This window comes from Blautia sp. TF10-30 (assembly GCF_003481245.1).
GTDB classification, from domain to species: Bacteria; Bacillota; Clostridia; order Lachnospirales; family Lachnospiraceae; genus Fusicatenibacter; species Fusicatenibacter saccharivorans.
In genome coordinates this window covers 48462-73575 of record NZ_QUKM01000009.1, presented here as the reverse complement: position 1 = coordinate 73575, position 25114 = coordinate 48462, and the positions used below count along the sequence as shown (strand labels likewise).

The 25114-nt window shown below is 44.3% G+C and carries 24 protein-coding genes, 2 tRNA genes and 1 pseudogene; 3 read left to right on the top strand and 24 right to left on the bottom strand.

Features of this window, described 5'->3' with window-relative positions; all coding sequences use genetic code 11:
• Positions 1-29: 29 nt before the first annotated feature.
• From DXD02_RS09795 to DXD02_RS09720, 20 genes and pseudogenes are all read right to left on the bottom strand, one after another.
• Positions 30-941: a phosphatidylserine decarboxylase gene (locus DXD02_RS09795; protein WP_242991173.1), complete on the bottom strand. Its 912-nt coding sequence runs from the start codon at positions 939-941 to the stop codon at positions 30-32.
• Positions 938-1573, bottom strand: coding sequence for a CDP-alcohol phosphatidyltransferase family protein (locus DXD02_RS09790; protein WP_117812818.1), 636 nt, complete (start codon positions 1571-1573; stop codon positions 938-940). Before DXD02_RS09790 ends, DXD02_RS09795 begins: the two co-directional genes overlap by 4 nt.
• Positions 1557-2618 (bottom strand): lysylphosphatidylglycerol synthase transmembrane domain-containing protein, encoded by a 1062-nt coding sequence (locus DXD02_RS09785; protein ID WP_117761566.1) that lies wholly within the window; start codon positions 2616-2618, stop codon positions 1557-1559. The genes DXD02_RS09790 and DXD02_RS09785 overlap by 17 nt, the downstream gene beginning before the upstream one ends.
• Complete coding sequence (locus tag DXD02_RS09780; RefSeq protein ID WP_022461411.1) at positions 2608-3282, bottom strand: phosphatase PAP2 family protein; 675 nt, start codon at positions 3280-3282, stop codon at positions 2608-2610. Before DXD02_RS09780 ends, DXD02_RS09785 begins: the two co-directional genes overlap by 11 nt.
• Before the next feature lie 228 nt (positions 3283-3510).
• Positions 3511-4536, bottom strand: a complete 1026-nt coding sequence (gene queA, locus DXD02_RS09775) for a tRNA preQ1(34) S-adenosylmethionine ribosyltransferase-isomerase QueA (RefSeq protein ID WP_118666781.1) — start codon at positions 4534-4536, stop codon at positions 3511-3513.
• A 146-nt stretch (positions 4537-4682) separates the two neighbouring features.
• Positions 4683-8624, bottom strand: coding sequence for an AAA family ATPase (locus DXD02_RS09770; protein ID WP_118666780.1), 3942 nt, complete (start codon positions 8622-8624; stop codon positions 4683-4685).
• Entirely contained in the window at positions 8621-9754 is a 1134-nt protein-coding gene (locus tag DXD02_RS09765) for an exonuclease SbcCD subunit D (RefSeq protein ID WP_118666803.1), read from the bottom strand. The genes DXD02_RS09770 and DXD02_RS09765 overlap by 4 nt, the downstream gene beginning before the upstream one ends.
• Positions 9755-9868: 114 nt before the next feature.
• Positions 9869-9942: transfer RNA gene (locus tag DXD02_RS09760), tRNA-Met, on the bottom strand.
• Positions 9943-9962: 20 nt separating this feature from the next.
• Positions 9963-10035: transfer RNA gene (locus DXD02_RS09755), tRNA-Val, on the bottom strand.
• Positions 10036-10212: 177 nt separating this feature from the next.
• Positions 10213-10656 (bottom strand): DUF3021 family protein, encoded by a 444-nt coding sequence (locus DXD02_RS09750; protein ID WP_118666779.1) that lies wholly within the window; start codon positions 10654-10656, stop codon positions 10213-10215.
• A gap of 13 nt (positions 10657-10669) precedes the next feature.
• On the bottom strand, positions 10670-11107 hold the full coding sequence (locus DXD02_RS09745) for a LytTR family DNA-binding domain-containing protein (RefSeq protein ID WP_118594520.1): 438 nt from the start codon (positions 11105-11107) through the stop codon (positions 10670-10672).
• A gap of 58 nt (positions 11108-11165) precedes the next feature.
• A complete protein-coding gene (locus tag DXD02_RS16405) occupies positions 11166-11567 on the bottom strand; it encodes an aldehyde dehydrogenase family protein (RefSeq protein WP_330416856.1) in 402 nt (133 codons plus the stop codon).
• A 17-nt stretch (positions 11568-11584) separates the two neighbouring features.
• Positions 11585-12004: an aldehyde dehydrogenase family protein gene (locus tag DXD02_RS16400; protein WP_330416858.1), complete on the bottom strand. Its 420-nt coding sequence runs from the start codon at positions 12002-12004 to the stop codon at positions 11585-11587.
• A gap of 2 nt (positions 12005-12006) precedes the next feature.
• Positions 12007-12243, bottom strand: a complete 237-nt coding sequence (locus tag DXD02_RS16395) for a hypothetical protein (RefSeq protein WP_330416859.1) — start codon at positions 12241-12243, stop codon at positions 12007-12009.
• Between the two features lie 90 nt (positions 12244-12333).
• On the bottom strand, positions 12334-12465 hold the full coding sequence (locus DXD02_RS16390; protein ID WP_117802413.1) for a LytTR family DNA-binding domain-containing protein: 132 nt from the start codon (positions 12463-12465) through the stop codon (positions 12334-12336).
• 9 nt (positions 12466-12474) lie between these two features.
• Positions 12475-12621: a hypothetical protein gene (locus tag DXD02_RS15440; RefSeq protein ID WP_158580125.1), complete on the bottom strand. Its 147-nt coding sequence runs from the start codon at positions 12619-12621 to the stop codon at positions 12475-12477.
• Positions 12622-12670: 49 nt separating this feature from the next.
• Complete coding sequence (locus DXD02_RS09730; protein WP_117761570.1) at positions 12671-13570, bottom strand: ABC transporter permease; 900 nt, start codon at positions 13568-13570, stop codon at positions 12671-12673.
• Entirely contained in the window at positions 13567-14481 is a 915-nt protein-coding gene (locus tag DXD02_RS09725) for an ABC transporter ATP-binding protein (protein WP_118666778.1), read from the bottom strand. The genes DXD02_RS09730 and DXD02_RS09725 overlap by 4 nt, the downstream gene beginning before the upstream one ends.
• A complete protein-coding gene (locus DXD02_RS15310; RefSeq protein WP_147326118.1) occupies positions 14481-14684 on the bottom strand; it encodes a hypothetical protein in 204 nt (67 codons plus the stop codon). Before DXD02_RS15310 ends, DXD02_RS09725 begins: the two co-directional genes overlap by 1 nt.
• A gap of 319 nt (positions 14685-15003) precedes the next feature.
• Positions 15004-15201, bottom strand: a pseudogene (locus DXD02_RS09720) (cell filamentation protein Fic); the annotation flags it as partial.
• A gap of 144 nt (positions 15202-15345) precedes the next feature.
• Between DXD02_RS09720 and DXD02_RS09715 the strand changes: the two are divergent.
• The 3 genes from DXD02_RS09715 to DXD02_RS09705 are packed head-to-tail and all read left to right on the top strand — an operon-like array spanning position 15346 to position 17347.
• On the top strand, positions 15346-15486 hold the full coding sequence (locus tag DXD02_RS09715; protein ID WP_020435933.1) for a CD1871A family CXXC motif-containing protein: 141 nt from the start codon (positions 15346-15348) through the stop codon (positions 15484-15486).
• Positions 15479-16369: a 4Fe-4S binding protein gene (locus tag DXD02_RS09710; protein WP_117510203.1), complete on the top strand. Its 891-nt coding sequence runs from the start codon at positions 15479-15481 to the stop codon at positions 16367-16369. Before DXD02_RS09715 ends, DXD02_RS09710 begins: the two co-directional genes overlap by 8 nt.
• Before the next feature lie 30 nt (positions 16370-16399).
• A complete protein-coding gene (locus DXD02_RS09705) occupies positions 16400-17347 on the top strand; it encodes a TlpA disulfide reductase family protein (protein ID WP_117510204.1) in 948 nt (315 codons plus the stop codon).
• Between the two features lie 506 nt (positions 17348-17853).
• On the opposite strand, the gene DXD02_RS09695 is transcribed toward DXD02_RS09705, so the two are convergent.
• From DXD02_RS09695 to DXD02_RS09680, 4 genes are read right to left on the bottom strand one after another with little or no spacing between them, the layout of a single operon-like run.
• On the bottom strand, positions 17854-20016 hold the full coding sequence (locus tag DXD02_RS09695; protein ID WP_118666777.1) for an ATP-binding protein: 2163 nt from the start codon (positions 20014-20016) through the stop codon (positions 17854-17856).
• A complete protein-coding gene (locus DXD02_RS09690) occupies positions 20000-20815 on the bottom strand; it encodes a substrate-binding periplasmic protein (protein WP_118666776.1) in 816 nt (271 codons plus the stop codon). The genes DXD02_RS09695 and DXD02_RS09690 overlap by 17 nt, the downstream gene beginning before the upstream one ends.
• 59 nt (positions 20816-20874) lie before the next feature.
• Complete coding sequence (locus tag DXD02_RS09685; protein ID WP_243108243.1) at positions 20875-23169, bottom strand: ATP-binding protein; 2295 nt, start codon at positions 23167-23169, stop codon at positions 20875-20877.
• A gap of 2 nt (positions 23170-23171) precedes the next feature.
• Positions 23172-25016: an ABC transporter substrate-binding protein gene (locus tag DXD02_RS09680; RefSeq protein WP_118594529.1), complete on the bottom strand. Its 1845-nt coding sequence runs from the start codon at positions 25014-25016 to the stop codon at positions 23172-23174.
• Between the last annotated feature and the right edge of the window lie 98 nt (positions 25017-25114).

Sequence of the window (25114 nt, the reverse complement as noted above, 5' to 3'; positions counted from 1 at the left end):
TCATTTCCTCACAATCCATTTTTTTGCTTTTACCCTGTTCTTCCGGCCGTTCCAACCGTTTCTCCCTGCCGTACCCGCGTTTCGATTCCAAGCCGCGAATAATTCCAGATCCGTTTTTCCGGCACTGCGCTTCCCTTCTGTGCCAGAACGATCACTGTCGAACCACCGAAGGCAAAATAGCCTTTCTCTTCGCCGCGCTGTACACGTCTCGCCGCTCCGGCATTTTCATTGACAATCTTTCCGACCATCATCGCGCCGACCTCCATCTGCAGCAGTGTGCCGAAATTTGCGGACTGCAGCAACGTGTAGGTTCTCGTATTTTCTTTATAGATCGGGCAAAAATCATTCGCCGCCGGATTGACCGTGTGGAGTACGCCCTCAATCCGCCGTTCCGTCGAGCAGACGCCGTCATCAACAAAGAGATACCGGTGATAATCGTCCACGGAAAGCCGAAACAGAAATAACGTTCCGCCCTCATACCGTTTTGCCAGCTTCCTGTCGCGCAGAAGCTGTTCCAGCGTATATTCTGTGTTCTTGATCTCAAACTTCCCGTTCTCATGAATCGGATAAACCGTAAGCCGCGCATCACACGGGCTGATAAAATCCTGCGGCGCATTGGAAAACGGACGTGCATCCATTTTCAGCTTCCGCACAAAGAAATCATTGAACGAGATAAACTGCTTTGCGGTACATTCCTTCAGTGAAATATGATTTTTCTTTACAAACGGTGCAACCAGCGGCACCGATAAGCGGCTGTCCAGAAAGCAGCCTGCCGCACGAGATACAAATGACTGAACCAGCGGCTGCATCGCGGCTCTTCCGGCGGCATGGCTGTACATCATGTGTAGAAAACGGTCCTGCAGATCATTTTCCTCGCGGATCAAATCAAGCTTTGGATAATTTTTCCCCTGTTTTCGGTAAGGATAAGCGCAGAGTCTCAAACCGTTCTTCCTCCCTTCCAGATCAGAAGTCCGCGGAGCACAGCCACTCCAACGACCGCTACCAGCACAGCAAGCTCTTTATTCGTCGGCTTGCGGAAGCGGAAATCCGTGATAAACAGAACGCCGACCGCCAGCACCAGCAGATGCAGCCAGATTAGAAAGTATCCGCGGCAGAGCGGTGCAAAGACGAACAGCAGCGGCAGAGCTACTGACATCGAGGTAATCGGCAGTCCCTGGTAATATTTCCGGTTCTCCGAAGTTTCATTCTGACGCTTCTCTTCCATCACGTTAAAATATCCCAGACGGATCACGCCCGCAAGACCGTAGAAAACAAGAATCGGAATGCTGTAAAAATGTGTCATGCCAAGCTCATAGCAGAGCACGATCGGAAAGACGCCGAAACAAACCACATCGCAGAGCGAATCGATCTGAATGCCGAACCGCTTTTCATCTTCGGTCCTGTTTTTCTTCGTCCGCGCAATTTTTCCATCGAACATATCGCACAGTCCGGAAAAAGCAAGACAAAAAATCGCCCAGTTAAAGTGTCCCCGCGTTGCAAGAAAAATGCCGCTGATGGACGATGCAAAGCTGATATATGTTAATATTACGGTATAATCATAGAACCCTATCATATGTAGTTCCCCCTCTTTTTTCTCTTTTCGTATTCCCGATCGTAAGCTGTGCGACGATGGTAAAGACTGCACTCACCAGCAGTTCCCCGTAGTAGCCGAGCCCTCTGGAAAGCACCATTGCCGGAAGAAGCAGCGTGCTTCCAAAGACCGGCGGGAAAATTTTCAGGAACAGTGTCTCGCTGATTCCCATTCCTCCCGGAAGCGGCAGCATGTCAACCGATACGGAAATGACCGCCTGCAGCAGCACAATGGTGATAAAGGAAATGCCTGATAAATGGAAGGCGCGGTATACAAACCATGTTGCTGCAAATAAAGCAAACCTCTGTGCAAAGGTAATCGCAAGGACATTGACCAGCACCATTTTGTGGGTGCCAAGATACGCTGCCGTATTCTGGTAGACTTCCATGGAAGCTTCCAGTTTTTTCAGGCGGCTTTCTTTTCGTTTCATCAAATGCAGTTTTTCCACGATTTTCAGTCCCAAAACCAGAATTGTCCGCGCAAGCGCCGGATGAAAAACCAGAATAAGCATGGCTGTGACACAGAAGACATTCAGACCGATTCCCAGATAGAAAACCGGAAGGATTTCCGTCAGATACCGGTGCAGGAAGCCCTGTCCGAACAGAACAAGCCCAAGTCCCACCACGACCAGCACCGCTTTGTAGGTGATCGTGACGATCATCAGAATCACCGTTGATACCGGAAGAGATATTTTCTCCTTTTTCATATAGTAAAGCTGCATCGGCTGGCCGCCGCTTGCGGACGGTGTGATACAGCTGAAAAAGAATCCGACGGAAGAAAACAGAAAACATGTCCGCTTCTTCACCGGAATCTGGAAGGAATGCATCATGTACCAGATGATGATCGATTCTCCCCAGATAAAAAACACGACACAGAACAGTCCCGGCAGCAGCCACCGCACATCTGCCCGCCGCATTGCTTCCATCATTGCGCCAAGGTCTTCGCCGTGGAAAACACCGTATATCGTCAACGCAAAAATCACAACGAGAAAAACAGTATTCACGATCATTTTTTTCTTACTCTGCACGGCGTTTCCACCTCCTTCGTTCCAATATCATGCCATACCATGCACCAAGATGCGTGCGTCCCGCGATCTGCCACGTCACTTCTGCCAGAAGCGCTCCGCCAATCACATCTGCAATCACATGCTGCTTTGTTGTCAGCGTAGAGACAAACACGGCAAGTGCCGCCCAGAAAGAGAACCGCTGATACCAGCGCGGAATCTCCCGTCTTCCGCGGACTGCGATATAGCAGAACCAGCTGTTCAGGCAGTGAATCGATGGGAACAAATTGTCCGCCGCATCCATCTGGTAGAGCAAGGCAAGCATCTGATTCCAGAATCCCTGTTCCGGGATCGACGGCCTTACGTTCGTTGTCGGCAGCAGCAGATAAAATGCCATACAGACAAGCCGCGCCAGAACATCTGCTGCAAAGAACCGCCAGACAAATTCTTTCTCTCTGCTTGCGGCAATCAGATAATTTACAATCCAGACCAGATAACAGCCAAAATAAATCACGATCGTCCACGGGATCACCGGGATCTGCTGGTCCAGCACCGTTTCTATATTGTAATGTTTCCACGAACTGGTAAACGGCCGCGTTCCAAAATAAGCGATAAAATTCGCTGTCAGCGTCAGAATTAGCGGCAGGATACCATAGTATGGAAACTTTCTTCTCTCGTCTCTCTTCAAAATCCGTCCTCCCTTGTCTCAAACACGTATCAGTATACGCAAAAACATTCCCTGACACAACCCAGTTCCGCTCGTTTTCAGAAACCTTAATAAAATCTTCTGTTTTTCGGCAGGGAAAAAGAAAGATTTAGAAGATTCGCAGAGAAAAAAACGACCATATAGGGCTTCACGGGTGTTCCTATATGGTCGTTTTCTTTCAGCATCGTATTTTTGTCATAAACGAATTTTTTATTCAATCATCATGGCATCGCCGAAGGAGAAAAAGCGGTATTTTTCTCTTACAGCCTCTTCATAAGCTGCCATAATATGCTCTTTTCCAGCCAGTGCCGATACCAGCATCACCAGTGTGGACTCTGGCAGATGGAAATTGGTGATCAGTCCGTCGATCATCTTGAAGCAGTAACCCGGATAGATAAAGATCTCGGTCCAGCCGCTTCCGGCTTTTAAAATGCCGTCCTCACCGGTTGCCGACTCCAGAGTACGGCAGCTCGTTGTTCCGACTGCGATCACACGGCCGCCTGCTGCTTTCGTATCGTTGATCAGTTTTGCCTGATCTTCTTCTACCACATAGAACTCAGAGTGCATGTGATGCTGGGTGACATCCTCCACTTTCACCGGACGGAAGGTGCCAAGGCCGACATGCAGGGTTACATGGGCGATCTTTACACCGGCATCCTGCACCTGCTGCAAAAGCTCTTTCGTAAAATGCAGTCCGGCGGTCGGAGCTGCTGCGGAGCCTTCGTGTTTTGCGTATACCGTCTGATAACGGTTCTTGTCCTGCAGTTTATGTGTGATATATGGCGGCAGCGGCATTTCACCAAGCTGATCCAGAATTTCTTCAAAAATGCCTTCATAGTGGAACTGGATCAGGCGGTTTCCTTCATCCACGATATCGACTACTTCGCCTGTCAGAATTCCGTCTCCAAAGGAGATTACGGTTCCGACCTTGCATTTTTTGCCCGGTTTTACCAGCGTTTCCCAGATGTCGTTTTCTTTTCTCTTTAAAAGAAGAATCTCAATTGCCGCATCCGTTCCGACTTTGGAACCATAAAGACGCGCCGGAATTACCTTCGTATCATTGATGACCAGACAGTCGCCTGGTTTCAGATACTGCAGAATATCACGGAAATGACCATGCTTATATTCACCTGTCGTTTTATCCAGATGCATCAGGCGGGAAGCGCTGCGGTCTTCCAATGGATCCTGTGCGATCAGTTCTTTTGGCAGATCATAATAAAAATCTGATGTTTTCATTTGTTTCCTCCATTCTATGGCAGCCGGCATGATTCGCCGGATTTGCTCTGTTCATTCAACTTTTTTTGCCTAACGGATCTATTATAGCATTTTCCGTACTTTCTGACAAGGAATTCTCTCGAATCCCAATCATCTCCTGTTGTGGTCTACTCGATCACTGCCCGGCTTCCTACACCATCCCGGCTTCGATTTTTCGTCACAATGATTTTTTTCTCAATCCGCTCTTTTAACTTGGGCACATGAGAAATAATTCCGACCAGACAGTTTCCATCCGCCAGACCTTCCAGTGCTTTCACCGCCTGATTCAGGGACTCTTCATCGAGAGAACCAAAACCTTCGTCCACAAACATGGAATCTAACCGGATTCCTCCTGCATACGACTGAATTTCATCTGACAGGCCAAGTGCCAGCGAAAGCGATGCCTGAAACGATTCGCCGCCGGAGAGCGTGCGGACACTCCGCTCCGTTCCGTTATAATGGTCAATCACATTCAGTTCCAATCCGGCTTTTTCTTTCTTATTCGTGCCGTCTTCCTGCCGTTTCAGCTCATACTGTCCCTGGCTCATCGTCAGGAAACGCACATTGGCTTTTCGCAGAATCCGGTCAAAATACGCCATCTGCACATACGTTTCCAGTTCAATCTTTTGCTTTCCGCTCACATTTCCACATGCGGTATCCGCAAGCGCATTGACCCATTTGTACTCTTCTTCCACGGTCTGCATCTGACTTTGCTGATTCCGAATGGCATCATATGTGTTCTGATTCGTATTTGCCGCGTGATACTGCTCGTTATAACGCTGATCCAGAACCTGTTTCTGTTCGGAAAGTCCCCTTAAATCTTCCTGTAATCCTGTTTCTGACGGGAGCGGCTGTTCCTGTAAATCCGCTGTTTCTAACGCCTGAATCGCCGTAAGCGCCGCCTGTACTTCCGTCAGTTTTTTCTGTATGGCATCCAGTTCCTCTTTTGCTGTTTTCTGTGCTTCTTCCAGCCGTTCTTTCTGTGCTTCCAAGGCTGCAATATGTTCCAGAAGTTCTGTTTCTTCTTTTCCCGCAAGCTGCGCCTCTTTTTCCCGGATCTTTTCCAGCAGTGCTTTTCTTTCAGCCTTTTGTTCCGTTTCCCGCAGCTCTTTTTTGCGAATTTCCTGTTCTCTTTGCTCCGTTTTCTGTGTTTCTTCCTGGATTTCCTGTCGGATCTTTTTCAGTTCCTCCTGTTCTGCAAGAATACATTGTTTCTGTTCTGTCAGTTCTTTTCGCTTTTGTTTCAGCCAGTGCTGTTCCCATACAGACCGAATCCACAGTTCTCTTTCCGCATCAGCAAGTTTTTCTGCGATTTCCGATCCCGTAAATTCATTTATCTGTTTTTTCACCGTTTCTGCACTTACCAGATCCTTCAGCTGCTCCTTCCCATCTCCAGGCCTGCCTTCGGATTTCGCTCCTGTTTTCTGCTGATCCTGTTCTGCCCAGATCGCTCTCTGCTCTTCCAGATTTTCCAGCAGTTTCTCTTCTTGTTCCTTCCATCTCTTCCGATCGCTTTGCAGTACTTCAAGACGGCTCCGCACCTTCTGCAGCCGCTCATGATCCTCTTTCCGCTCAGCTTCCGCTTTTTTCTGCCGTGCGATACATTCTGCACGGCGGCTCACCTTTGCCCGCGTGGCAGCAATCTCTCCCTCACACTGTTTCTGTCTGTTTTTCCGGAAGGAAATCACCTGGGCAATCTGATCAGCCAGGGAGTTTCTGTCCTCGCTCTCCCCCGGACCCTTTCTTTGCGCAGGATTCTTTTTCTCCATAAAAGCAGTCGTTTTTTGCGCCTCCGCAATTTCTTTTTCCAACTGTTCTTCCAGTGCTCTTTTGGTTCCTTCTGCCCGGCCAAGCTGTGTCTGTTCCGCTGCAATGGTCTTTTTTATGCTTTCCAGTCTTTTCTGCCGTTCTGTCTGTCTTTTTTCCAGTTCCGCATATTCCATCTGACGTACTTTCTGTGTTTCTTCTTCCTTCCGAAGCTGCTCTGCCTTCTCGACCGCTTCCTGTTGAAATAAAACATCCGGCATCTGTGAAAGTCGCTTCTGTTCGTGTTCTTTCTGACTCTCGGGCAGTTCTCTTAACAGCCATTCCGTTAGCTGTGCACGTTTTTCCTTTACCTGTCTGCGGCAGCTGCCCGCAGCCTCGCTTTGTCCCGCAGCCGCTTCCTCCTGCATCCGAAGTTCTTCTTTCTTGTGATCCAGCGTTTCTTTATCTGGCGTATGTTCTGCTCGTCTGGCAGGCTGCGGATGATGAATAGCGCCGCAGACCGGGCATGGTTCTCCCTCTGTCAGTTTTTCTGCCAGAATTCCCGCCTGTGCATCCAGAAATAAAGATTCCATCGCCTGATATGTTTCCCGTAAAGCATCTCTCTTTTTGATTTCACGCTGGTATGCACCTTGCTTTTCTTCCAGTTCTTTGCGTCCCTGCTCCCAGCTTTCCAGCAGATTTTCCAGCGTTTCCAGCTTCTGGTGGTATTTTTCCTGCAGCAGCGCGGCTCCGTCTCTTTCGGCCAGATATTCTGCCGTTGTCGCGATATCCGCCTGTAAGTTCTCTTCTTCCTTTCGCAGTTGTGTCACCTGCGCGGCAATCTGCGTCCTTTCAGCCGTCGTTCTCTCCAGCTGTTTTTTCGTTTCTTCTAAAGTGTGGATTTTCTGTTCCAGATTTTTCTTTTCATCCAGCAGTTTTTCGCAGACCTGATCCTGCCCGGCCAGCCTTTCTGCCTCTTCGGCTGCCCTGGCCGCTGTCTCCTCTGTTTCTTTTATTTTTTTACAAAGAACGCTTTCCTCTTCTTTGTTTGCCGTTTCCTCTTTGACTGCGCCTGCAATTGTCTCGCAGTATGCTTCCATCTGCTGTATCTGCTCTGCGGCATACGCTTCTTTTTGTTCCGTCCGTGCAAGTTTCACCTCCGCATCAGAGAGACGTTCTTCCCGTGCTTTCTTCTGTTCCAGGACTTTTTTTGCACGCTCCTGCTCTGTCTGAAGCTGTTCTTTTGCTTCTGTTGCTGCCTGCAGTTCCTTTTGCAGCTGTGTCATTGCACTTTGCTCCTGCTGCACTTTTCGCAGCAGTTCCAGACACACTTTTTCTTCCCGAATCTGCTCTTCCAACTGCTTACAAATCTCCGCCTCTTTCTCTGCCTGCTCACTTCTCTTTTTCTTTTCTTCTTCCTTCGGAAGCAGAGTCTCCCATTCTTTTTCTTTCTGCTCTTTCTCTTTTTGTCTCGTCTGTCGCTCTTTTATTTTTCCCAAAAGCTGGTTTTTCTTTTCGATCTCTTCATTTAGCGTACTCTGCTCGTCTTGCAGCGCCTTTAATTTCTCATCGTCCCATTCGATGCAGCGTGCAAGCAGTTCCATACCGCGCATAACCTGGCCGTCGAATTTATTTTTCTTCAGCCGGTCAAACTCTTTTTTCCATTCTGCCTCTTCCGGGCAGACAACATTGTCCAGATACTGGCTGATGCTGCGTTTCTTTTCATCGTATATTTTCCAGCGCTCCTTTGCTGCTTCCCGCAGGCGCTTCTGCAGCTCCTGATAAATCTCTGTGTGAAACATTTTCCGGAAAATTTCACTCCGATCCGCTGTTCCTGTCAGCAGAAGCTTCTGGAAATCTCCCTGCGCAATCATCGCAATCTGTCGAAACTGACGCTGATCCAGCCCGAGAAGTTCTGTCACTTTCTTTGTCACTTCCGAAGTTTTCGTAACCGGCTGCCGCTCATCCGGAAAAATCAGTTCTGCATTCGCTTTCTCCATCGTCATGCCCTGTCCGCGGTCCTTCGGGCGCAGATATTCCGGGTTTCTCTTTACCGTATAGTCCTTTCCCTGATACGTAAACGTAAGCTCTACGAAGGTACGCACCTCCGGTTTTGCATACTTACTGCGGAACATTTCGCCTTTCCGGATTTCACCGCTCGCTTCCCCGTAAAGCGCAAACGTAATGGCATCAAAAATCGTTGTTTTTCCCGCGCCGGTGTCCCCCGTAATCAGATACAGACCGCCGCCCAGCCGGTCAAAATCAAGTTCCATCCGGTCCGCATACGGTCCGAATGCACTGATGACTAATTTCTTTGGTTTCATGCCTTCATCCCCCGTAACAATTCTTCCACCAGCGCTTTCTGCTGTGCGGTCATGCTCTGATTATTCTGTAATTCATAAAATTCCCGGAACAGTTCCAGTTCTGATTTTTCCTCCACTCGTTCCGCCGTGCCAATGTCTGCAGCAGACCGGGTTCTTTTGTTATCGTACTCCAGGCGCATCAGGTTCGGATAGATCGTTCGGAGTTTTGCCATTCCATCCGGCACATCTTCTTCATCCGTCAACGTCACCAGAAGGTAATCCTCGCAGTCGCTGTTCTTATAAAATGTTTTTGCCGTGACTTCCAGATACGTCCCCCGGATTTTCCTGAGATCGTGCAAGGGCTTTAATGGAATTGTTCTAAGCTCCACCGTTCCTTTTTCTTTTAATTCGATCACCGTAATCGTTTTTTCCTGTCCTGCTTCCGAAAAAGAATATTTCAGCGGCGAACCGCAATAGCGAACCGTGTCTCTTTCCACCTTCTGTGGGCTGTGGATGTGCCCCAGTGCAGCATAATCAAACTTTTCAAACAATTCTGCCGGAATCTGATCCAAGTCGCCAACCTGCAGTTCTTCTGCATCACATCGTTTTGCCCCGGTTACGAACTGGTGGGCCAGAATCACATTTCGATCCTGTTCATCAACCAGATCCTGTTCCAGTGCAATCCGAACTGCATCCGCTGTACACATTACTTCTTCCGCACGCTCCGGCAGGGCATGGCGCACCACCGCAGGCCTTAAAAACGGAAGCAGATGAATCCACACCGTGCCATACGCATCCTGCAGCGGAATTTTCTCTATCGTTCCATTGTATACCTTTGAAAAATAGATCCCGCTTTTTCCCATCAGGCTGGATCCAAATGCCAGACGCTCGGCGGAATCATGGTTTCCACTGATGATAAAAGTGGGAATCCGATTGGTGGAAAGCTCTGTCAGAAACGCGTCAAAAACCTGAACCGCTTCTGCACTTGGAATCGTACTGTCGTAAATATCTCCGGAAAGCAGTACGCCATCTGGTCTCTCTCTTTTTGCAGCATGCAGAATCTGCGACAAAATGTACTTCTGATCCTCGATCATCGAAAATTCATTGACTCGCTTTCCGATGTGGAGATCGGATAAGTGGAATAATTTCATAAGCGCCTCCCTGTCATTTTCCATGGTATTGTAATCTGCCGGGCCCGCCACTGGCAGCCCCCTCCGAACGTAAAACAACAAAAGCCCCTGCTTTCGCAGGAGCTCTCTCTTTCGTAGCGAGAGGGGGATTCGAACCCTCGACACCGCGGGTATGAACCGCGTGCTCTAGCCAACTGAGCTATCTCGCCATACTATATTTTTAGAAGTATGGGGCCTACAGGGCTCGAACCTGTGACCCTCTGCTTGTAAGGCAGATGCTCTCCCAGCTGAGCTAAGACCCCATATCTGTTTTCTAGCAGTTCTTACGTCCTGCTGACAATATGTATATTAGCACGCTTTGTTCTGTTTGTCAACGATATTTTTTGAAATTTTTCAAATTTTTTCTTTTGTTTCTACAATACCAGCGATTTCATGTCCTTCCGGCATACGCTGTCTTTAACTATCCAAAGTTATTTTTTCTATGCATCTTTCCGCTTTCTCATCTCTTCCAGTTTCTGGTTCATGCTTTCCGCCACCATATGGTCATTTACATATACGATCAGATTCACCGTAACATAAACTCCAATAATCAAAACCTCCATCAGCACGACCATTTTAGCTTTGCTGAAGTAAAACCATCCGAACGCTCTGCCAAGTCCCAGGACAGCACAATTGGCATAGATAAAATAGATGATCTGCCGTGCAATCATGCCCTGTTTGGATACTTCTTTTCCTTCCTCATCCGGGTACATCAGAATCGGGATGGAGCATACAGCGGAAACCAGAAGAATCTGCCAGAGAATCATGACACTGATCTGGGCATCCAGACCGCACATCACAGTAATATAGATCGCGGATGCAAGCAGAACGCACACGGTAATTTTCGAAAAAATATTTGCAAGAATTTTTATTTTATTCATCATTGTTTTCGCCTCCCTACAATCCCAGTCGTTCTTTCAGAACCGGCACATACTGCCGGGAAATAATCACTTTTTCCTCATTTTCGAGTAACGCTTCAAATCTGCCGCCAAAAGCAGGCGACAAATGCCGGATTTTGTCCAGATTTAGAATCATGGATTTGGAGGCCCGCATAAATGGAAAAGACACCAGCTGTTCTTCTAACTGATACAGTTTTTCTTTAACTTCATAAACATTCTTTTGTCCATAGGCAAAGACCTTATTGTCCGTTGCCTCAAAATAGAAAATATCCGGAAGTGCCAGAAGAGTAATTCCTTTTGCATCGTATCCCGTAATTTTTCGATCCCCGTTTTTCAGTTTGCAGATCAGATGGTTGATGTCCTCCGTCAGCACACGGCATTTGATGATGATTTCTTCCTCTTCGTCCGGAGATGGATTGATGATCGTTATCTTCACATTGGTTCCCTCTTTTCTTTTCCCTATCCTCTTTTATATCGGATTTTCTTGGAGATGTCTATCCCTTGTATGGTATGCTGTATAAAAATTTTCGAATCAGTTTCAACTTTTTTGCTGTATACGGCTGATAGCGGATCGGAAAATCCATCCATGTCTTTTTATCCACGATGCTGCGCTTATGTGTGAATTCCGCAAATCCGGCCTCACCGTGATAGCCGCCCATACCGCTTTCTCCTACACCGCCAAACGGCATCTCACTGGTAGCAAGATGAATCAGTGTGTCGTTGATGCAGCCACCGCCAAACCGGCACCTCTCCAGAACCGTTTTCTTCACCTTTTTGTTTTCCGTAAAGCAGTACAGGGCAAGCGGTTTGGGGCGTTGATTGATCCAGGAGAGTGCATCCTCAAGTTTTTCATACGTCAATACTGGCAGGATGGGACCAAAAATCTCCTCCTGCATGACCGCATCTTCCCATTCTACGTGATCCAACACAATAGGTTCGATCCGCAGTTGATAAACTTTCCAAAGACAATGCGTCTTGCCGCAAGCCGGATCTTACTGCTTTTTTCTACAATGCATGGGCTTTTTCCGCCAAGTTCCAGTGTCACGGGCGTCAGATGTCTTGCAGCACTTTCCATGACCTGCTTTCCGACCGCTACACTTCCTGTGAAAAAAATCTTATCAAATTTTTCCTGTAAAAGTGCCTGATTTTCCTCCCGTCCGCCTAAAACAACGGCAACATATTCTGGTGGAAAACATTCTTCTAACAGATCTTTCAGGACATTTGCACTGGCCGGTGCATAAGCACTTGGCTTTACCACCGCAGTATTTCCTGCCGCAATGGCATCTACCAGCGGTTCTAACGTCAGCAGAACAGGGTAATTCCACGGGCTCATAATCAGCACATTGCCATAAGGAGAAGGGCTTTGATAACTTTTCGCAGCGAACTGCGCCAGCGGTGTTCTGACATGTTTTTGTCTGCAAAGCGCCCTAAGTGCTGCTTCATCCAGCGGATTTCCCCCTGCACCAGTCCAATCTCACACATCATCTCCGTCTTGCTCTTTCCAAGATCCGTATGCAGCGCTTTGCAGAGGATCTGCTCCTGTTTTTGCAAGGCCATTTCCAATCTGCTCAAAGCCTCCATCCGCACATACAAACGCCCATTTAATGCGGTACGAACCGAAACAATACGATCCGCATTTACAATCGTTGTCTTTGATGCACGCTACATACATTTTCTTGTTATTTTCTCTTCCAGCTGATACAGTCTGCTTTTAATTTCATAAAACTTATTTGACGTATAAGCAAACACCTTGTTTTGCACTGCCTCGAAATATAAAATATCTTCTGTTCTTATGGAAACACATTATTTCTTTTCTGTGTATCCCCGGATAGATTCCCCTTTGCTTCTTACATACTCTTTTATTTCTGCAAATTCTTTCGTAAAATTTACATATTCGAGTATAACGCCCCCTTTTTCCGGGTCATCGATCTCTCTTTCTGTAATATTCATAACTGTCTCTTTTCTCATTTTTTATTCATTCTATAGTCGAAGGATATATTTACTTCCCATCTTTCTCCGGAAGAGCTGTCATGCACAAAAAAATAATTCCAAATACCACAACACATCCAACCATAAGCATCACCATCTGATTTACACTTACTACAGACCCCTGGAACTTCGGGTTACAATCCAGTGTATCACGAATCGCAGTAATCATTTCTTCTGGCAGCTGATTGTTCTCCATCTCTTCGAAGATTCCACGGAGCATATGATTTTTCAACAGAGAAGTTCCGTAGGTACTTGGCAGATACGACAGTACTTTCTGCAGGCCGCTGCCGAAATTTGAAATCGGCATGTAAGCTCCGCATAAAAATCCATACCCGGCACTTACGATCGTTCCCACTGCGGATAACTGACCCTGGGTTGTCAGTGGAAAACTGACGATGCTTGACAACGTGCTTCCAAAGAGTACCAGTAAAATTTCATCGAGAAGAACCCAGAATACATCTACAGCGCTCATATACCAGCCCATTTTGTACATATAGCCAAGGCATAATACAAGCGCAAGCCCATTCACCAGCAGGGAATTGACTACAGTAGATAAAAAATACCCAAGATAAAGCTGTGCTTTGCTGATTGGCGATACATTAAAATCTTTCCTTGTTCCGTTTGCCCGGTCCTGTACCATCGTAAGATTCACGCAGAATGTCACAGTCACACAGCTGACTGCCAGAAGAGCCGCGGCAAGCTGTGCGGCCACCGTTCCATCGATCAGTTTGTCTGAGATTGTAATCATGTCCGGGATCGCGGACACAAAGGAATCTCTGTATACGTTTGCCAGAAATGTAGCATACAGCAAAATCAGAATTCCCGGAGTAATTAAAGCCGAAAAAAACATTCCTCTGTCTTTAAAAAACAATTTTCTGTTTCGACTTATAAGTGCAAATACTGCCTTCATCTGTGCTCACCTCCCAATGTTTTTCCGGTTACAGCAAGAAATACATCATCCATTCTGCCCTTTACCACTTCATAATCACGGAATATTTCCTGATGTTCCACGATCATCCGGGTAGCCTCTGCGGTATTTTTTACTTTTAACTGATAGCCATCCCGGATCTTTTTATACTCTCTGCCCAGTGTTTTGATTTCTTCTTCTGTCACACCATAAACAGACATAGTGTCCTGCACATACTCATTTTTCAGCTCAAAAGGAGTTCCTTCTGCCACGATGCTTCCTTTATCCAGAATCACCACATAACCGGCATTTGCAGCTTCTTCCATGTAGTGCGTAGTCAGAAAAACTGTCAGCTTTTCTTCCACTCGAAGTTTTTCAATGATATCCCAGATCAAAAGCCGCGTCTGTGGGTCAAGTCCTGTCGTTGGTTCATCTAAAATCAGAAGTTCGGGCCGATGCAGCAAGGCTCTTGCAATATCAATTCTTCTTCTCTGTCCGCCGGACAGTTTTCCGACCGGCCGGTTCAGATAATCTCCGAAATCAAAAATCTCCACCAGTTCCCGCAATCTTTTTTCAAACGCTTTTCCTGTTATTCCATAAAGCGCTGCTCTGTTTTTCAGATTTTCCCTGACGGTAAGTGGCTTGTCCAGCACACTGTCCTGAAATACCACGCCAAGCATTGTTCCAACTTTCCTTCCGATCTTATCCAGATCTGTGCCCTGGATCTGAACCGTTCCGCTGTCTTTGCGAAGCTGCCCGCAGATGATCGAAATCGTTGTGCTCTTCCCTGCCCCGTTTACACCAAGGAATGCAAAGAGCTCTCCTTTTTTCACCTGAAAACTCAGATCATTGACTGCTTTTACATCACCAAAGCTTTTCTTTAAATGAGTGATTTTAATCATATCTGTTTCCATTACGCCTGCCCTCTCCTTTGATTTCTTTGCTGTTCCACATAAAAAATATCAGACAATTTCAATTGATACAAAACGTGATTTTTATATCCACATACCGATGTTTGTCCAAATACAGCTTCCCGAACATTCTGCACCCAGGATGCTTCCCTGTTGTGGCAATATACCATAACATGTTCTTCCTGCTTTGGATCAATCTGTTCCACCTCACATGTCATCCATCTCACCCTCAGTTATTCCTATTTCTTTTATATATGATTTTACAGCATTCGTCCAGTCTGCATGATGTGAAATGCAGAAATTCGCGGGTAAGATGCCAATTTCTGTTGTCTGCTCGTCTGGCGCATAGGAATTCATAAAAATAAGTGGAAAGCCATGTCAATGGACATGCAACTTTCCACTTATTCATTTTCATAAATTTTTTAATCACTTGAAACTCCACGTCATGAATTCCCGCTTATCTTAATACTTCATCTTTGATCTGTTGTCCTTCCATCTTTTCAACATTCCTCTTCTCAAAATGAGTTATGAATACGAAATCCTAAAATAGTCTAAATATTCCTTATACCGATCCTGCGCTGTCAGACAGGTATCCATCAGATAACCTTTTTCATTGTTCCATTCTTTCAGACCACGATAATAAAACATCTTCAGATCCTCTTCGATCATGAACGGAACGATATTGTACTTCAGGCATTCCTTGAACATAAGCAATCGGCCTACACATAATTTCTTCTCATCTTCAACAACTAATACTCTCAATTTATTTTTCTCCATTTTCTTAACAGGAATTTTACACCCTCTATTGTACAATGCAAACATCGAAAGGTCAATAAACGGACTTTGAACATTGAAAGGAGTATTTTAATGAAATCTGAAAAAGCAACACAGATTCTTTTACTTGCAGCCGGTCTGGTGTTTTTCCTTGTCGGGATCTTCCGCGGAGAAGCAGCGGTTGTTCTTAGCAAGGCAATAAAATTATGTATGGAGTGTGTAGGAATTGGATAAGAAAATGAAATCAAACAAAAACTTTCTGGCCCGCTTCCGCGGATGGATTCAGGCAGCTGCTACACTGCTGACCAACATTCACATCCCGAATCTGTTTAAAGGGAAAATTTATCAGGGAAATGTAAAAACGATGTGCGTCCCGGGACTAAACTGTTACTCTTGTCCTGCCGCCACAGGTGCCTGTCCGATTGGAGCTTTTCAAGCCGTGGTCGGTTCTTCAAAATTCAAATTTACCTACTACATCACCGGATTTTTCATCCTGTTAGGTGTTCTGTTAGGGCGGTTTATCTGTGGATTTCTCTGTCCGTTTGGATGGTTCCAGGATCTGCTGCATAAGATTCCGGGCAAGAAACTTTCCACCGCAAAACTGAAGCCTCTGCGGTATCTGAAATATGTGATTCTGGTCGTCTTTGTTATACTACTTCCGGCATTTGTAACCAATTCACTTGGTATGGGAGATCCTTTCTTCTGCAAATACATTTGCCCACAAGGCGTACTTGAAGGCGCAATTCCACTGTCACTTGCCAACTCAGGAATCCGTGCCGCACTCGGACATTTATTTACATTTAAGTTCACAGTCCTTGCGCTTTTCATCATCCTGAGCATCTTGTTTTACCGTCCATTTTGTAAATGGATCTGCCCGCTGGGTGCTATTTACTCACTGTTTAACAAGGTATCTTTTCTTAAGATTCAGGTTGATCATGAGAAATGTGTTGGCTGCCAGAAATGTAGTCGTGTCTGTAAGATGGATGTCAATGTAGTAGACACACCAAACCATCCGGAGTGTATCCGATGCGGAGAATGTATGAAAGCCTGCCCGACTGATGCAATCTGCTATCATTACGGATTTTCAACTAAGAAACAGGCTGAAAATAAAAACTAATAAAACGTAATTTAAAGGAGATTTAAAATCATGAAAAACAAAACACTTAGAACAAACTCAATGAAATTAAAAAAGGTAATTGCTGCATCCCTTGCCATTTCTGTACTTTTTGCGTTTACAGGCTGCGGAAATTCCTCCTCAACAGACAATACAAACACAAAACAGGAATCTTCTTCCACAACAGAAACGGGCAGCGCAGACGAGCTGAACAAAAAACGGGATGACCTTTACCAGCAGGAAAACCAGCTTTTTGCTGATCACAAAGATGCATGGGACAAAGCCTTTGGTCTTATGAACAAGAACGCTGCCGGTGATGACAAGAGCGGAAACTATGCTGATACCCTCGCAAGCACAGTGGAATCTAACAAAGACTCTTTCTCTAAAGAAGAATATGAAACTCTGTGCAAAGACATCGAGACAATCCGCGGAATTGAAGAAGAAATTGCCAAGCTTGAGAAAGAGATTGCTGCATCCGATTCCTCTGACAGCTCTTCCTCCAAATCAAACGAATCCACAGCTGTATTCAAAGGTTTCAAAGGAAAAGATCTGGATGGAAACGATGTAGATGACAGTCTTTTCGCTAAAAATAAAGTTACAGTTGTAAATTTCTGGTTCAGTGGATGCAAGCCATGTGTCGGAGAGCTCTCTAAGCTGAATGAATTAAATGAGAAACTCAAAGAAATGGGTGGCGAAGTTGTTGGTATCAACATGGATACTTTAGACAACAATGAAGCCGGAATCAAAGAGGCAAAAGAAATCCTGAAAGCTCAGGGCGCTTCCTACAAGAACCTGACTTTCGATTCTAATTCAACAGTTGGAAACTATGCTGGAAAAGGAAACATCATGGCATTTCCTACAACCGTTCTTGTAGATAAAGACGGAAATATCGTTGGGGAACCTTTCATGGGTGGCATTGACGATCAGTCAAACTACGATCAGCTGATGAAGCAGATTCAGTCCGTACTGGACCAGAAATAATTACATAAATATCCTAGTTAGGGGGCAGTTACTGTTTGCAGTAACTGCTCCCTAACATTCAGCAGAATTTCACTGCACTGCTCGATGCTCCTGAAATCAGTTCTGACTTACTTCCGGCAAAACGGGAACCTGTTTCAGTCACAAGAGATAAATAAGATTTCACTGAACATCTCACTTATTCTCTTCCAAATCTTCCCAAGGTTTCAGACCCATTTCCTCCCAGGTGACACCATACGGTGCACCTCCGGAGGTGTAACCGGCAATAAAGAAAAATCTGTCATCTTGCAAGATTTCTTCTTTAGCCAGATTATCACTTGTTTCTTTTTTCCGTCTTGCTCGCCTCTGCTGCTTCTTTTGTATCGCAACAGCTGCTTTTTCTTCTGGAGTTTTCTTATGTTTGCCATAAGTGTTTCCAGTGTAATTCCATTCTGAATGTCTCTCAGGATACGTTCTTCATAACTCTTTTGACGCTTTTCTACAATTTTATAACTTTCTTATAATATCTTTTATTTCACCAATTTATGAATTACTTTTATCAGTAATTCCACATCAACTGGCTTAGCAACATGTTCATCCATCCCTGCTGCTTTTGCTTTTATTCTGTCCTCCGTGAACGCATTTGCTGTCATTGCAATGATCGGTACCTCCTTTGCATCCTCTCTGTCCAGAGACCTGATCATCTTTGTGGCTTCATAACCATTCATTACAGGCATCATAATGTCCATAAGAATGACATCAAATTCACCAGGTTCACTTTTTCTGAACAGCTCAACCGCTTCCTGCCCATTCCACGCTTTAATCACGTCCGCGCCCTCATTCTGAAGCATAAATTCAGCGATTTCCATATTCAGCTCATTATCTTCCGCCAGAAGAATATGCAATCCCTTTATAGATTTTTCGGATACCTCCTTCTGTTCTTCACGTTTATCCGCATCCGGATCTATTTTAAATGGAACCCGGATCACAAATGTCGTCCCTACGCCTTTTTCACTTTCAAAAGTAATGGTTCCACCCATTTTCTCGACCAGCTTCCTTGCAATGGCCATTCCCAGTCCGGTTCCGACAAACTTTGTGCGGCTTCCTGTATGTTCCTGTGCAAATGGTTCAAAAATATGTTTCTGGAACTCCTCAGTCATTCCGATTCCTGTATCCCGGCAGATAAATTCCATTGTCGTCATTCCTGGCTGTTCGGATGGGATTTCCATGCAGCTAAGATAAATATGTCCATTTTCTCTGTTATATTTCACTGCATTGGACAGGATATTCATCATCACACGTTTTACATACCCCGGACTTCCAATAAGATCACGGTGTATGATTTCTTTTTTCTCCCATACAATCCGGATATTCTGTTCTGCAGCAATCTGTTCAATTACAACAAGCACTTCCTCAGAGATTTTGCTCAGATTAAATGGACTCTCTTCCAGAACAACTTCACCCGACTCCAGCTTACTCATGTCCAGAACATCATTTACCAGTTCCAGCAACAGATTGGATGCCGCTTTAACCTTTGTTCTGTATTCCTTCTGCTTCTCCATATCATCTGCATAATGGTCTGCCATATTGATCAAACCGTAGATTCCATTAATCGGAGTCCTGATATCGTGGCTCATACGATGAAGGAACTCTGTTTTTGCCTCATTGGCGGCTTCTGCCTTTTTTGCTGCTGTCAGAAGTTCTGCTTTATATTTTTCATCTTTTTCAAATTCTTGTTTCCGGTGCGCCAGATTGGTTCTGTATGTCCAGAACCAGAATATGCCGAACATCAGAAAATAAAGAAAAATAACACCTATAACACTTAATGGAAGATTACGAAACACTTCCGTATCCGGAAGATATGCGTAGATATAATAATCACGCTGTTTCAGCATGATTCCATAACATCCAATTCCTTCCTTCCTAAAATGATAGATATGCTGACTGTCTGTATGCTTTTTCATTGCCTGAACAACTTCGTTGTCGGCTGTATTCTGTCCCAACAGGCTCTCATTATTGCTGGCAACAACGATTCCGTCGTCTGCAACGATAATCGTTCCATCTTTCTGGATACTATAACCATTTAAAAGCCCCTGTATCGTCAGCGTATAGTTTCTGGCAAATTCAGGAGATGTGTAATAATAGATTGCAACGATACCCGGTGCATCTTTTCTGGCGCAGGCTGCAATGTCAATAAAGGATCCATCTTCCCTGGTAAACCGTTCCGAATAGCTTCTTTCTTCATATCCGGCAAAATCCATGATAATTTCTTTTTGCAGATACTCCGTAATCTCATTAGCCAGAGACTCATCCGTGCTGTATTCACAGTCCGTCTTTCCTTCTGCATCCAGTACAATGATACCATCCACCCATAGAGTCTGCAGGTTTTCCTTCAGGAAATCCCGGCTTAGCTGACCGCCGTTTTCTATTTCCATATCGATATTCGTACTCATCTGTCTGGCACTTTCAATCGCACGGAGAAGACTTTTGGATTCCGAAGATTCATTATAATGGGTGTAGGTGGAACACTGCACTTTGACATAATTTACAATCTCTACCATTCTTTTCTCTGCTTCCGCTTTCTCCGCATGAAAGAAATAAAACAGAGAAACTACAGCCACACAGATTCCAATCAGACCACCGAATAGCTGGATTCGTTTTTCTTTTTTCTTTCTCTTAATATCCAAGATCATCCACCTCCAGATACTTCTGGGGATCATCCAGATATTTTTCAATAATTTTCAGGGATGTGCCATCCTGGCGCATTTCTTCCAGTGTCTGATCCATCTGCTCACAGATTCCCCTGTCATCCTCTTTTGCAAAAGCAACTCCTATCCCCACAACCATCAAAGGTTCTTCAAGGATGCGGAAGCTTGTATCATAATCCTTCATATACTGGACAATAGATTCCTCATGTGCGGCGACTGCATCTACATATCCTTTCCCAAGAAATGTATAGATCAGCTCCCTGTGTCCCAGACTGATCAGATTGCCCAGCTTGGGGATTCTCTGATCCGTCCGGTTCAGAAAGATGCCTTCCGGTTTGGTTGTGGACTGAACAGCCAAGTTCTTACCCTCCAGATCACTCAGTTTATAGATATCACTATTCTCATTTACAGCAACCACCTGACGGCTTGCTATATATGGTCCCGCCCAGCGGTAATCGTCAAGGCGTCCTTCCATGGAAAAGCAGCCCATGATACAGTCAATCTCTCCGCTCTCCACCAGTTCTTTTTTCTTCTCCCAGTTGATCTGGACAACCTCCACCTGATATCCCATTCTTTTGAAAGCTTCCGCAGCCAGTTCTACATCGATTCCCGTCGGTACACCATCCTCATTCAGATAATTGTATGGTGGATAGCTGTCGCTGCCGAGGGTAATAACAGGCTTTTCGGTTTTTTCTTTCGTGTTATCTGTGTTTTTACACCCTGCCAGGGTGACTGCTAAAATTCCCGCAAGCAGAATGCCTGCAATCATTCTTTTTCCTTTCATTTTCTGTCCATCCCTAACTATCCTTTTTGATTCTTCTATGTCCGGTTACTTTCCATTCGTCACTGTACAGTGACCTGTGGTTCGGTACCCCCCCCGCCTGATTTTATACTTCTTATCGTCTTTTCCAGCACCTTCATCTCAACCGGTTTTGAAACATGTGCATTCATGCCAGCCGCAAGGGAATGCTGAATGTCTTCTGAGAATGCATTGGCAGTCATGGCAATAATCGGAATCGTTTTTGCCAGTTTATGGGAACTTTTGCGGATTGCCTTCGTTGCCTCATAACCATTCATAACAGGCATCTGCACATCCATCAGGATCATGTCATAATCACCTGGAGCAGACTGCTCAAATGCTTTCAAAATCTCTTCGCCATTTTCACAGATGGTACATTCCGCACCTTCAATCTTTAACAGTTCCGTCAGGATCTCTGCGTTCAGCTCATTATCCTCTGCACACAGGAATCTCATTCCTTGAAGGATATTACCATCCTGCTCATCTGTTTCTTCTTGTGCCGCCAGAGCAACCGTTCTATCCTCTGCAATTTTCAGATCCAAGAGAACCTCAAAACAGCTTCCCTGTCCCAATTCACTCTCCACATCAATGGTACCTCCCATTGCCTCAACCAGATTCTTAGTAATCGCCATTCCAAGTCCTGTTCCCTGTATTTTATTTGTAAGGGAACTTTCCGCACGGGTAAACGCATCAAAAATTGTATCCTTGAAATCTGCCGACATTCCCATACCATTATCGCTAACTAAGAAACGGTACTTTGCATAGACAGATGACTTTGTCTCACATTCTTCTACAAAGAACTGAATTTTCCCACCTTCCTGGGTATACTTCACTGCATTGGAAAGCAGGTTGCTGAAAATCTGCATCAGGTGAACCTGATCCCCATTCACCCACTCATGCTGAATATTTTCTTTTATGATTGTAAGGGTCTGCTGCTTGTCATATATTTGAGTATGAAATATAGTGTTAAGTTCCTGTACAAGATCCAGAATAGAAAAGTCAGAATATTTGAAGACTGTTTTTCCCGCCTCAATCTTGCTCATATCCAGAACGTCATTGATAATTCCCAACAGATGCTGCGATGAAATATCTATTTTATCTGCATACTCTATAACTTTTACTTTATTACCTGCATCATGTCTGATCAAAGATGTGATACCAATGATTGCATTCATAGGAGTACGAATATCATGTGACATATTAGACAGGAAATCCGTTTTCGCCTTATTTGCATTTTCAGCTGTCTGTAAAGCCTCTGTTGCAACGTTCTTTGCCTTTTTCAGTTTTTGATTGACTACTTCCATTTCCTTCATTGTTTGTAAATGAAGTTCATTATTTCTTTTTTCATATTCTGCTTTTTGATCTGCAAGACTAAGTCTGGAAATACTGTAGAATAATCCGGCAAAAAGTAAAAGTATAAAACCTGCCATGAGTATTGTTGTAAACAACACCGTTTTCTGGTAATCCATCAGCACATTGTCCACAACTCCCTTGGCCACAATGCACACCAAAATGGTGTTGTTGCTTTCTATCGGGCAATACCCCAGATAATAGGGGTTCTGTTTTCCCAAAAGTGCAACTCCGAATTCTCTGTTATCAAACTTCTTTTTGAACAAATCAGCCTCTTCTTCTGTAATAGCCTGTTCCCCTTTTAAATGTTTTAACAAAGAATAATTACGCAGGTATTTATCTCCACTCTGGTTCGTATACGTAATATTTCCGTCATGATCCAGCATGAACAAATATGCTTTTCCATGATAACCTTTCAATTTTAACATGGAATCCAGTTTCGAATGATCATACACAGTTCCAATTGCCGTATAAGTTTCTCCATTGATCGTGTATTCCTGACATGGAATCGCAACCAGATAACCGTCTTTTTTCTTCTGATCATAATCAAAACGCACCAGTTTTCCAATATTGTATCCGTTCTTTAAGTCCAGCAGAAGTTTACTTGGCATATCAATCCGCATTTTTGTTCCACCTGCTGATATTGCCTGACCATTTTCCTGAAGGAATATAAGAGTACTTTCCGATTCTTTTTCCCATGCTTCAAAGAAATTTTTGTTCGTATCCGTTTCAAGAGACAGTTCCCTCTCATGAAGTAAGAATTCCTCAACCAACTGCAGCTGGCTGTAGTATCCACTCACCTGAAGATCATAGGTCTGCTGTATCTGTTCAACAACAGCTCCCATACTGCTTTTTCCATTTTCGCTGATATACTTATTAGACTTACTTATAAGATACTTGATACAAACTAAGCTTAAAAGAATCATAAGTAGTATAAGCAACAGCCTTGTTATTTTTTTTCTTTTGTTTACCTTTTGTTCTATCTCCACTTTTACTGTTCAACCTCTATATAGTCTTCCGGTGCTGACGGCTGCTGTCCATTTGACATTGCTTCGGTCCATGCACTTGATAATGTTGTATCTTTAAGCTGCTCAATCTCACATTTCAGATTTATTTTTTTCAAAACAGACATTGTGGTGTCTGTAAGAAGAATCGAGTATTCCTTTTCTTTGTCTATTTTCTTATCATTAACTGTTAAGTCCTTTAACGAAAATCCACTTTCCTCTTGATTGACGATCATTTTCATACCGGATGCAATTGGTAATTCGTATTTATTGGTTACGTAAAAATTCTCATCAGCATCAGCAAGATAATTTTCCACGAGTTCATAAACCTGTTTACCATTGATTTTTGCAACATATAATGGTGTATCTGAACTCTTCGCTGTCATCATGCCAACCCGGCTGCTGGTGCATTCTCCTTTGTACATAGAAGAAGTGAAATAATAATATGGTGCCAGAGCCAGCTGTGCATCATTTTCTTCTCTGATCGTAGTTAAAATGGAAGATGCTGCATCACGGCCATTTCTATCGTTCAGTGAAATGGAATATTCATTTTCAAAATTCACCGTTGCTTTTTCTTCTGGATCTTTACGATTCATTACACTGCGAAAAGTATCATAAGCCTGTATTTCATCCATTTCCCCTGACAGTAATCCGTGAACAGCCTCAAGACTTGCATCAAATGATTTTTGGGCGGAATATCGGATATAAACAGCATTATTATTAATTTCCTCTTCCAGTCCAGGCACATCCTGCATCATGGTTGGAACATCTGTATTCAATGAAATAACACCGCTTCCATCCGCAATCAGCTTTTGCCCCTCTTCTGAAATCATACAATCCAGCACATCCAGCGCAGTATCCAGTTTCTCCCGGTCTTTTTCCAGGTTTTTGTTAAATGCAATGTTTAAGGACGGAGTCATGTACACATAGGATTCATCCGATGTCTGTGAAAAGTAAGGAATACGGATCAGCTCCGCATCCATCTGTTTCTGCAGCTGCTGCATAACCGTCGGATGTCCATGAAACATTGCTGATTTTCCTTCGACAAACATCTGGGTTCCTGTATTGATATCAATATTGATATCTTCTTTACCAAAATGCGAGTCCTTAAGAAACTGACTGGTTTCTGAAAAAATACGTTTCCATAATACATCATCAAACTTTACTTCATCCGCTGCAGTCTCTGCACCGTTTCGCCATTCAATACCATCCAGGCTTGTAAACTCACCGATTGCTGCAGCCTGGATGATTTCATTATTAGACCAGTCTTCACCAAGATCCATGGAATACGGTTTTATGCCATTATCATAAAACTGCTGACATGCCTGTACATATTCCTCATAATTTTCTGGAATCTTTACGCCATACTGATCAAACAGTGTTTTGTTGGCAATGATCGTCTGCGGAATACCACAGATTGGCAGCCACTGGATTTCATCCTCCGCATTCTTATAATATTGCACCGCATAAGAATAATACTTGGAAACAACATCATAAGAAGCAAAATCCATAAGATAAGGCTGTAAGTCCTGTGCATCTGTTCCAGAAAATCGACGTACTGTTATAATATCCGGTAATTCATCATGTTCTTTAAAATAACTGTATAAATCGGTATCATTGTTACCTATAATAAATTCAATATCCTGATCTGGAAACTGTTCATGGATATAGGGTGCAATATTTTTCATCAAACGATTTTCCCACAGATAAACGGTAAGATGATCATCATTTATAGATACTTCTTTCTTTGACTGTCCACATCCAGACAAGACAGCAGATGCTACAAGTACACCTGACACCACTGCTATCAGACAACGTTTTGCCTTTTTCATACTTTTATTTTCCTCATTCTTTCCTGATAAAATCATTATTGTTACGTCTATGAAATAACACCGTAAAAAAGCACCGTCAGACAGACAGTGCACCTCAT

Excerpts from the sequence above, each read along its gene's own strand:
- DXD02_RS09750 (WP_118666779.1), bottom strand. The coding sequence starts at position 10,656 with ATGATGAATAAAATAAAAATTCTTGCAAATATTTTTTCGAAAATTACC.
- queA (WP_118666781.1), bottom strand. The coding sequence starts at position 4,536 with ATGAAAACATCAGATTTTTATTATGATCTGCCAAAAGAACTGATCGCA.
- DXD02_RS09680 (WP_118594529.1), bottom strand. The coding sequence starts at position 25,016 with ATGAAAAAGGCAAAACGTTGTCTGATAGCAGTGGTGTCAGGTGTACTT.
- DXD02_RS09690 (WP_118666776.1), bottom strand. The coding sequence starts at position 20,815 with ATGAAAGGAAAAAGAATGATTGCAGGCATTCTGCTTGCGGGAATTTTA.
- DXD02_RS09770 (WP_118666780.1), bottom strand. The coding sequence starts at position 8,624 with ATGAAACCAAAGAAATTAGTCATCAGTGCATTCGGACCGTATGCGGAC.
- DXD02_RS09765 (WP_118666803.1), bottom strand. The coding sequence starts at position 9,754 with ATGAAATTATTCCACTTATCCGATCTCCACATCGGAAAGCGAGTCAAT.
- DXD02_RS15440 (WP_158580125.1), bottom strand. The coding sequence starts at position 12,621 with ATGAATATTACAGAAAGAGAGATCGATGACCCGGAAAAAGGGGGCGTT.
- DXD02_RS09695 (WP_118666777.1), bottom strand. The coding sequence starts at position 20,016 with ATGATCTTGGATATTAAGAGAAAGAAAAAAGAAAAACGAATCCAGCTA.
- DXD02_RS09725 (WP_118666778.1), bottom strand. The coding sequence starts at position 14,481 with ATGGAAACAGATATGATTAAAATCACTCATTTAAAGAAAAGCTTTGGT.
- DXD02_RS16405 (WP_330416856.1), bottom strand. The coding sequence starts at position 11,567 with ATGCAGGAGGAGATTTTTGGTCCCATCCTGCCAGTATTGACGTATGAA.
- DXD02_RS09730 (WP_117761570.1), bottom strand. The coding sequence starts at position 13,570 with ATGAAGGCAGTATTTGCACTTATAAGTCGAAACAGAAAATTGTTTTTT.
- DXD02_RS09790 (WP_117812818.1), bottom strand. The coding sequence starts at position 1,573 with ATGATAGGGTTCTATGATTATACCGTAATATTAACATATATCAGCTTT.
- DXD02_RS09715 (WP_020435933.1), top strand. The coding sequence starts at position 15,346 with ATGAAATCTGAAAAAGCAACACAGATTCTTTTACTTGCAGCCGGTCTG.
- DXD02_RS09705 (WP_117510204.1), top strand. The coding sequence starts at position 16,400 with ATGAAAAACAAAACACTTAGAACAAACTCAATGAAATTAAAAAAGGTA.
- DXD02_RS16400 (WP_330416858.1), bottom strand. The coding sequence starts at position 12,004 with ATGAGCCCGTGGAATTACCCTGTTCTGCTGACGTTAGAACCGCTGGTA.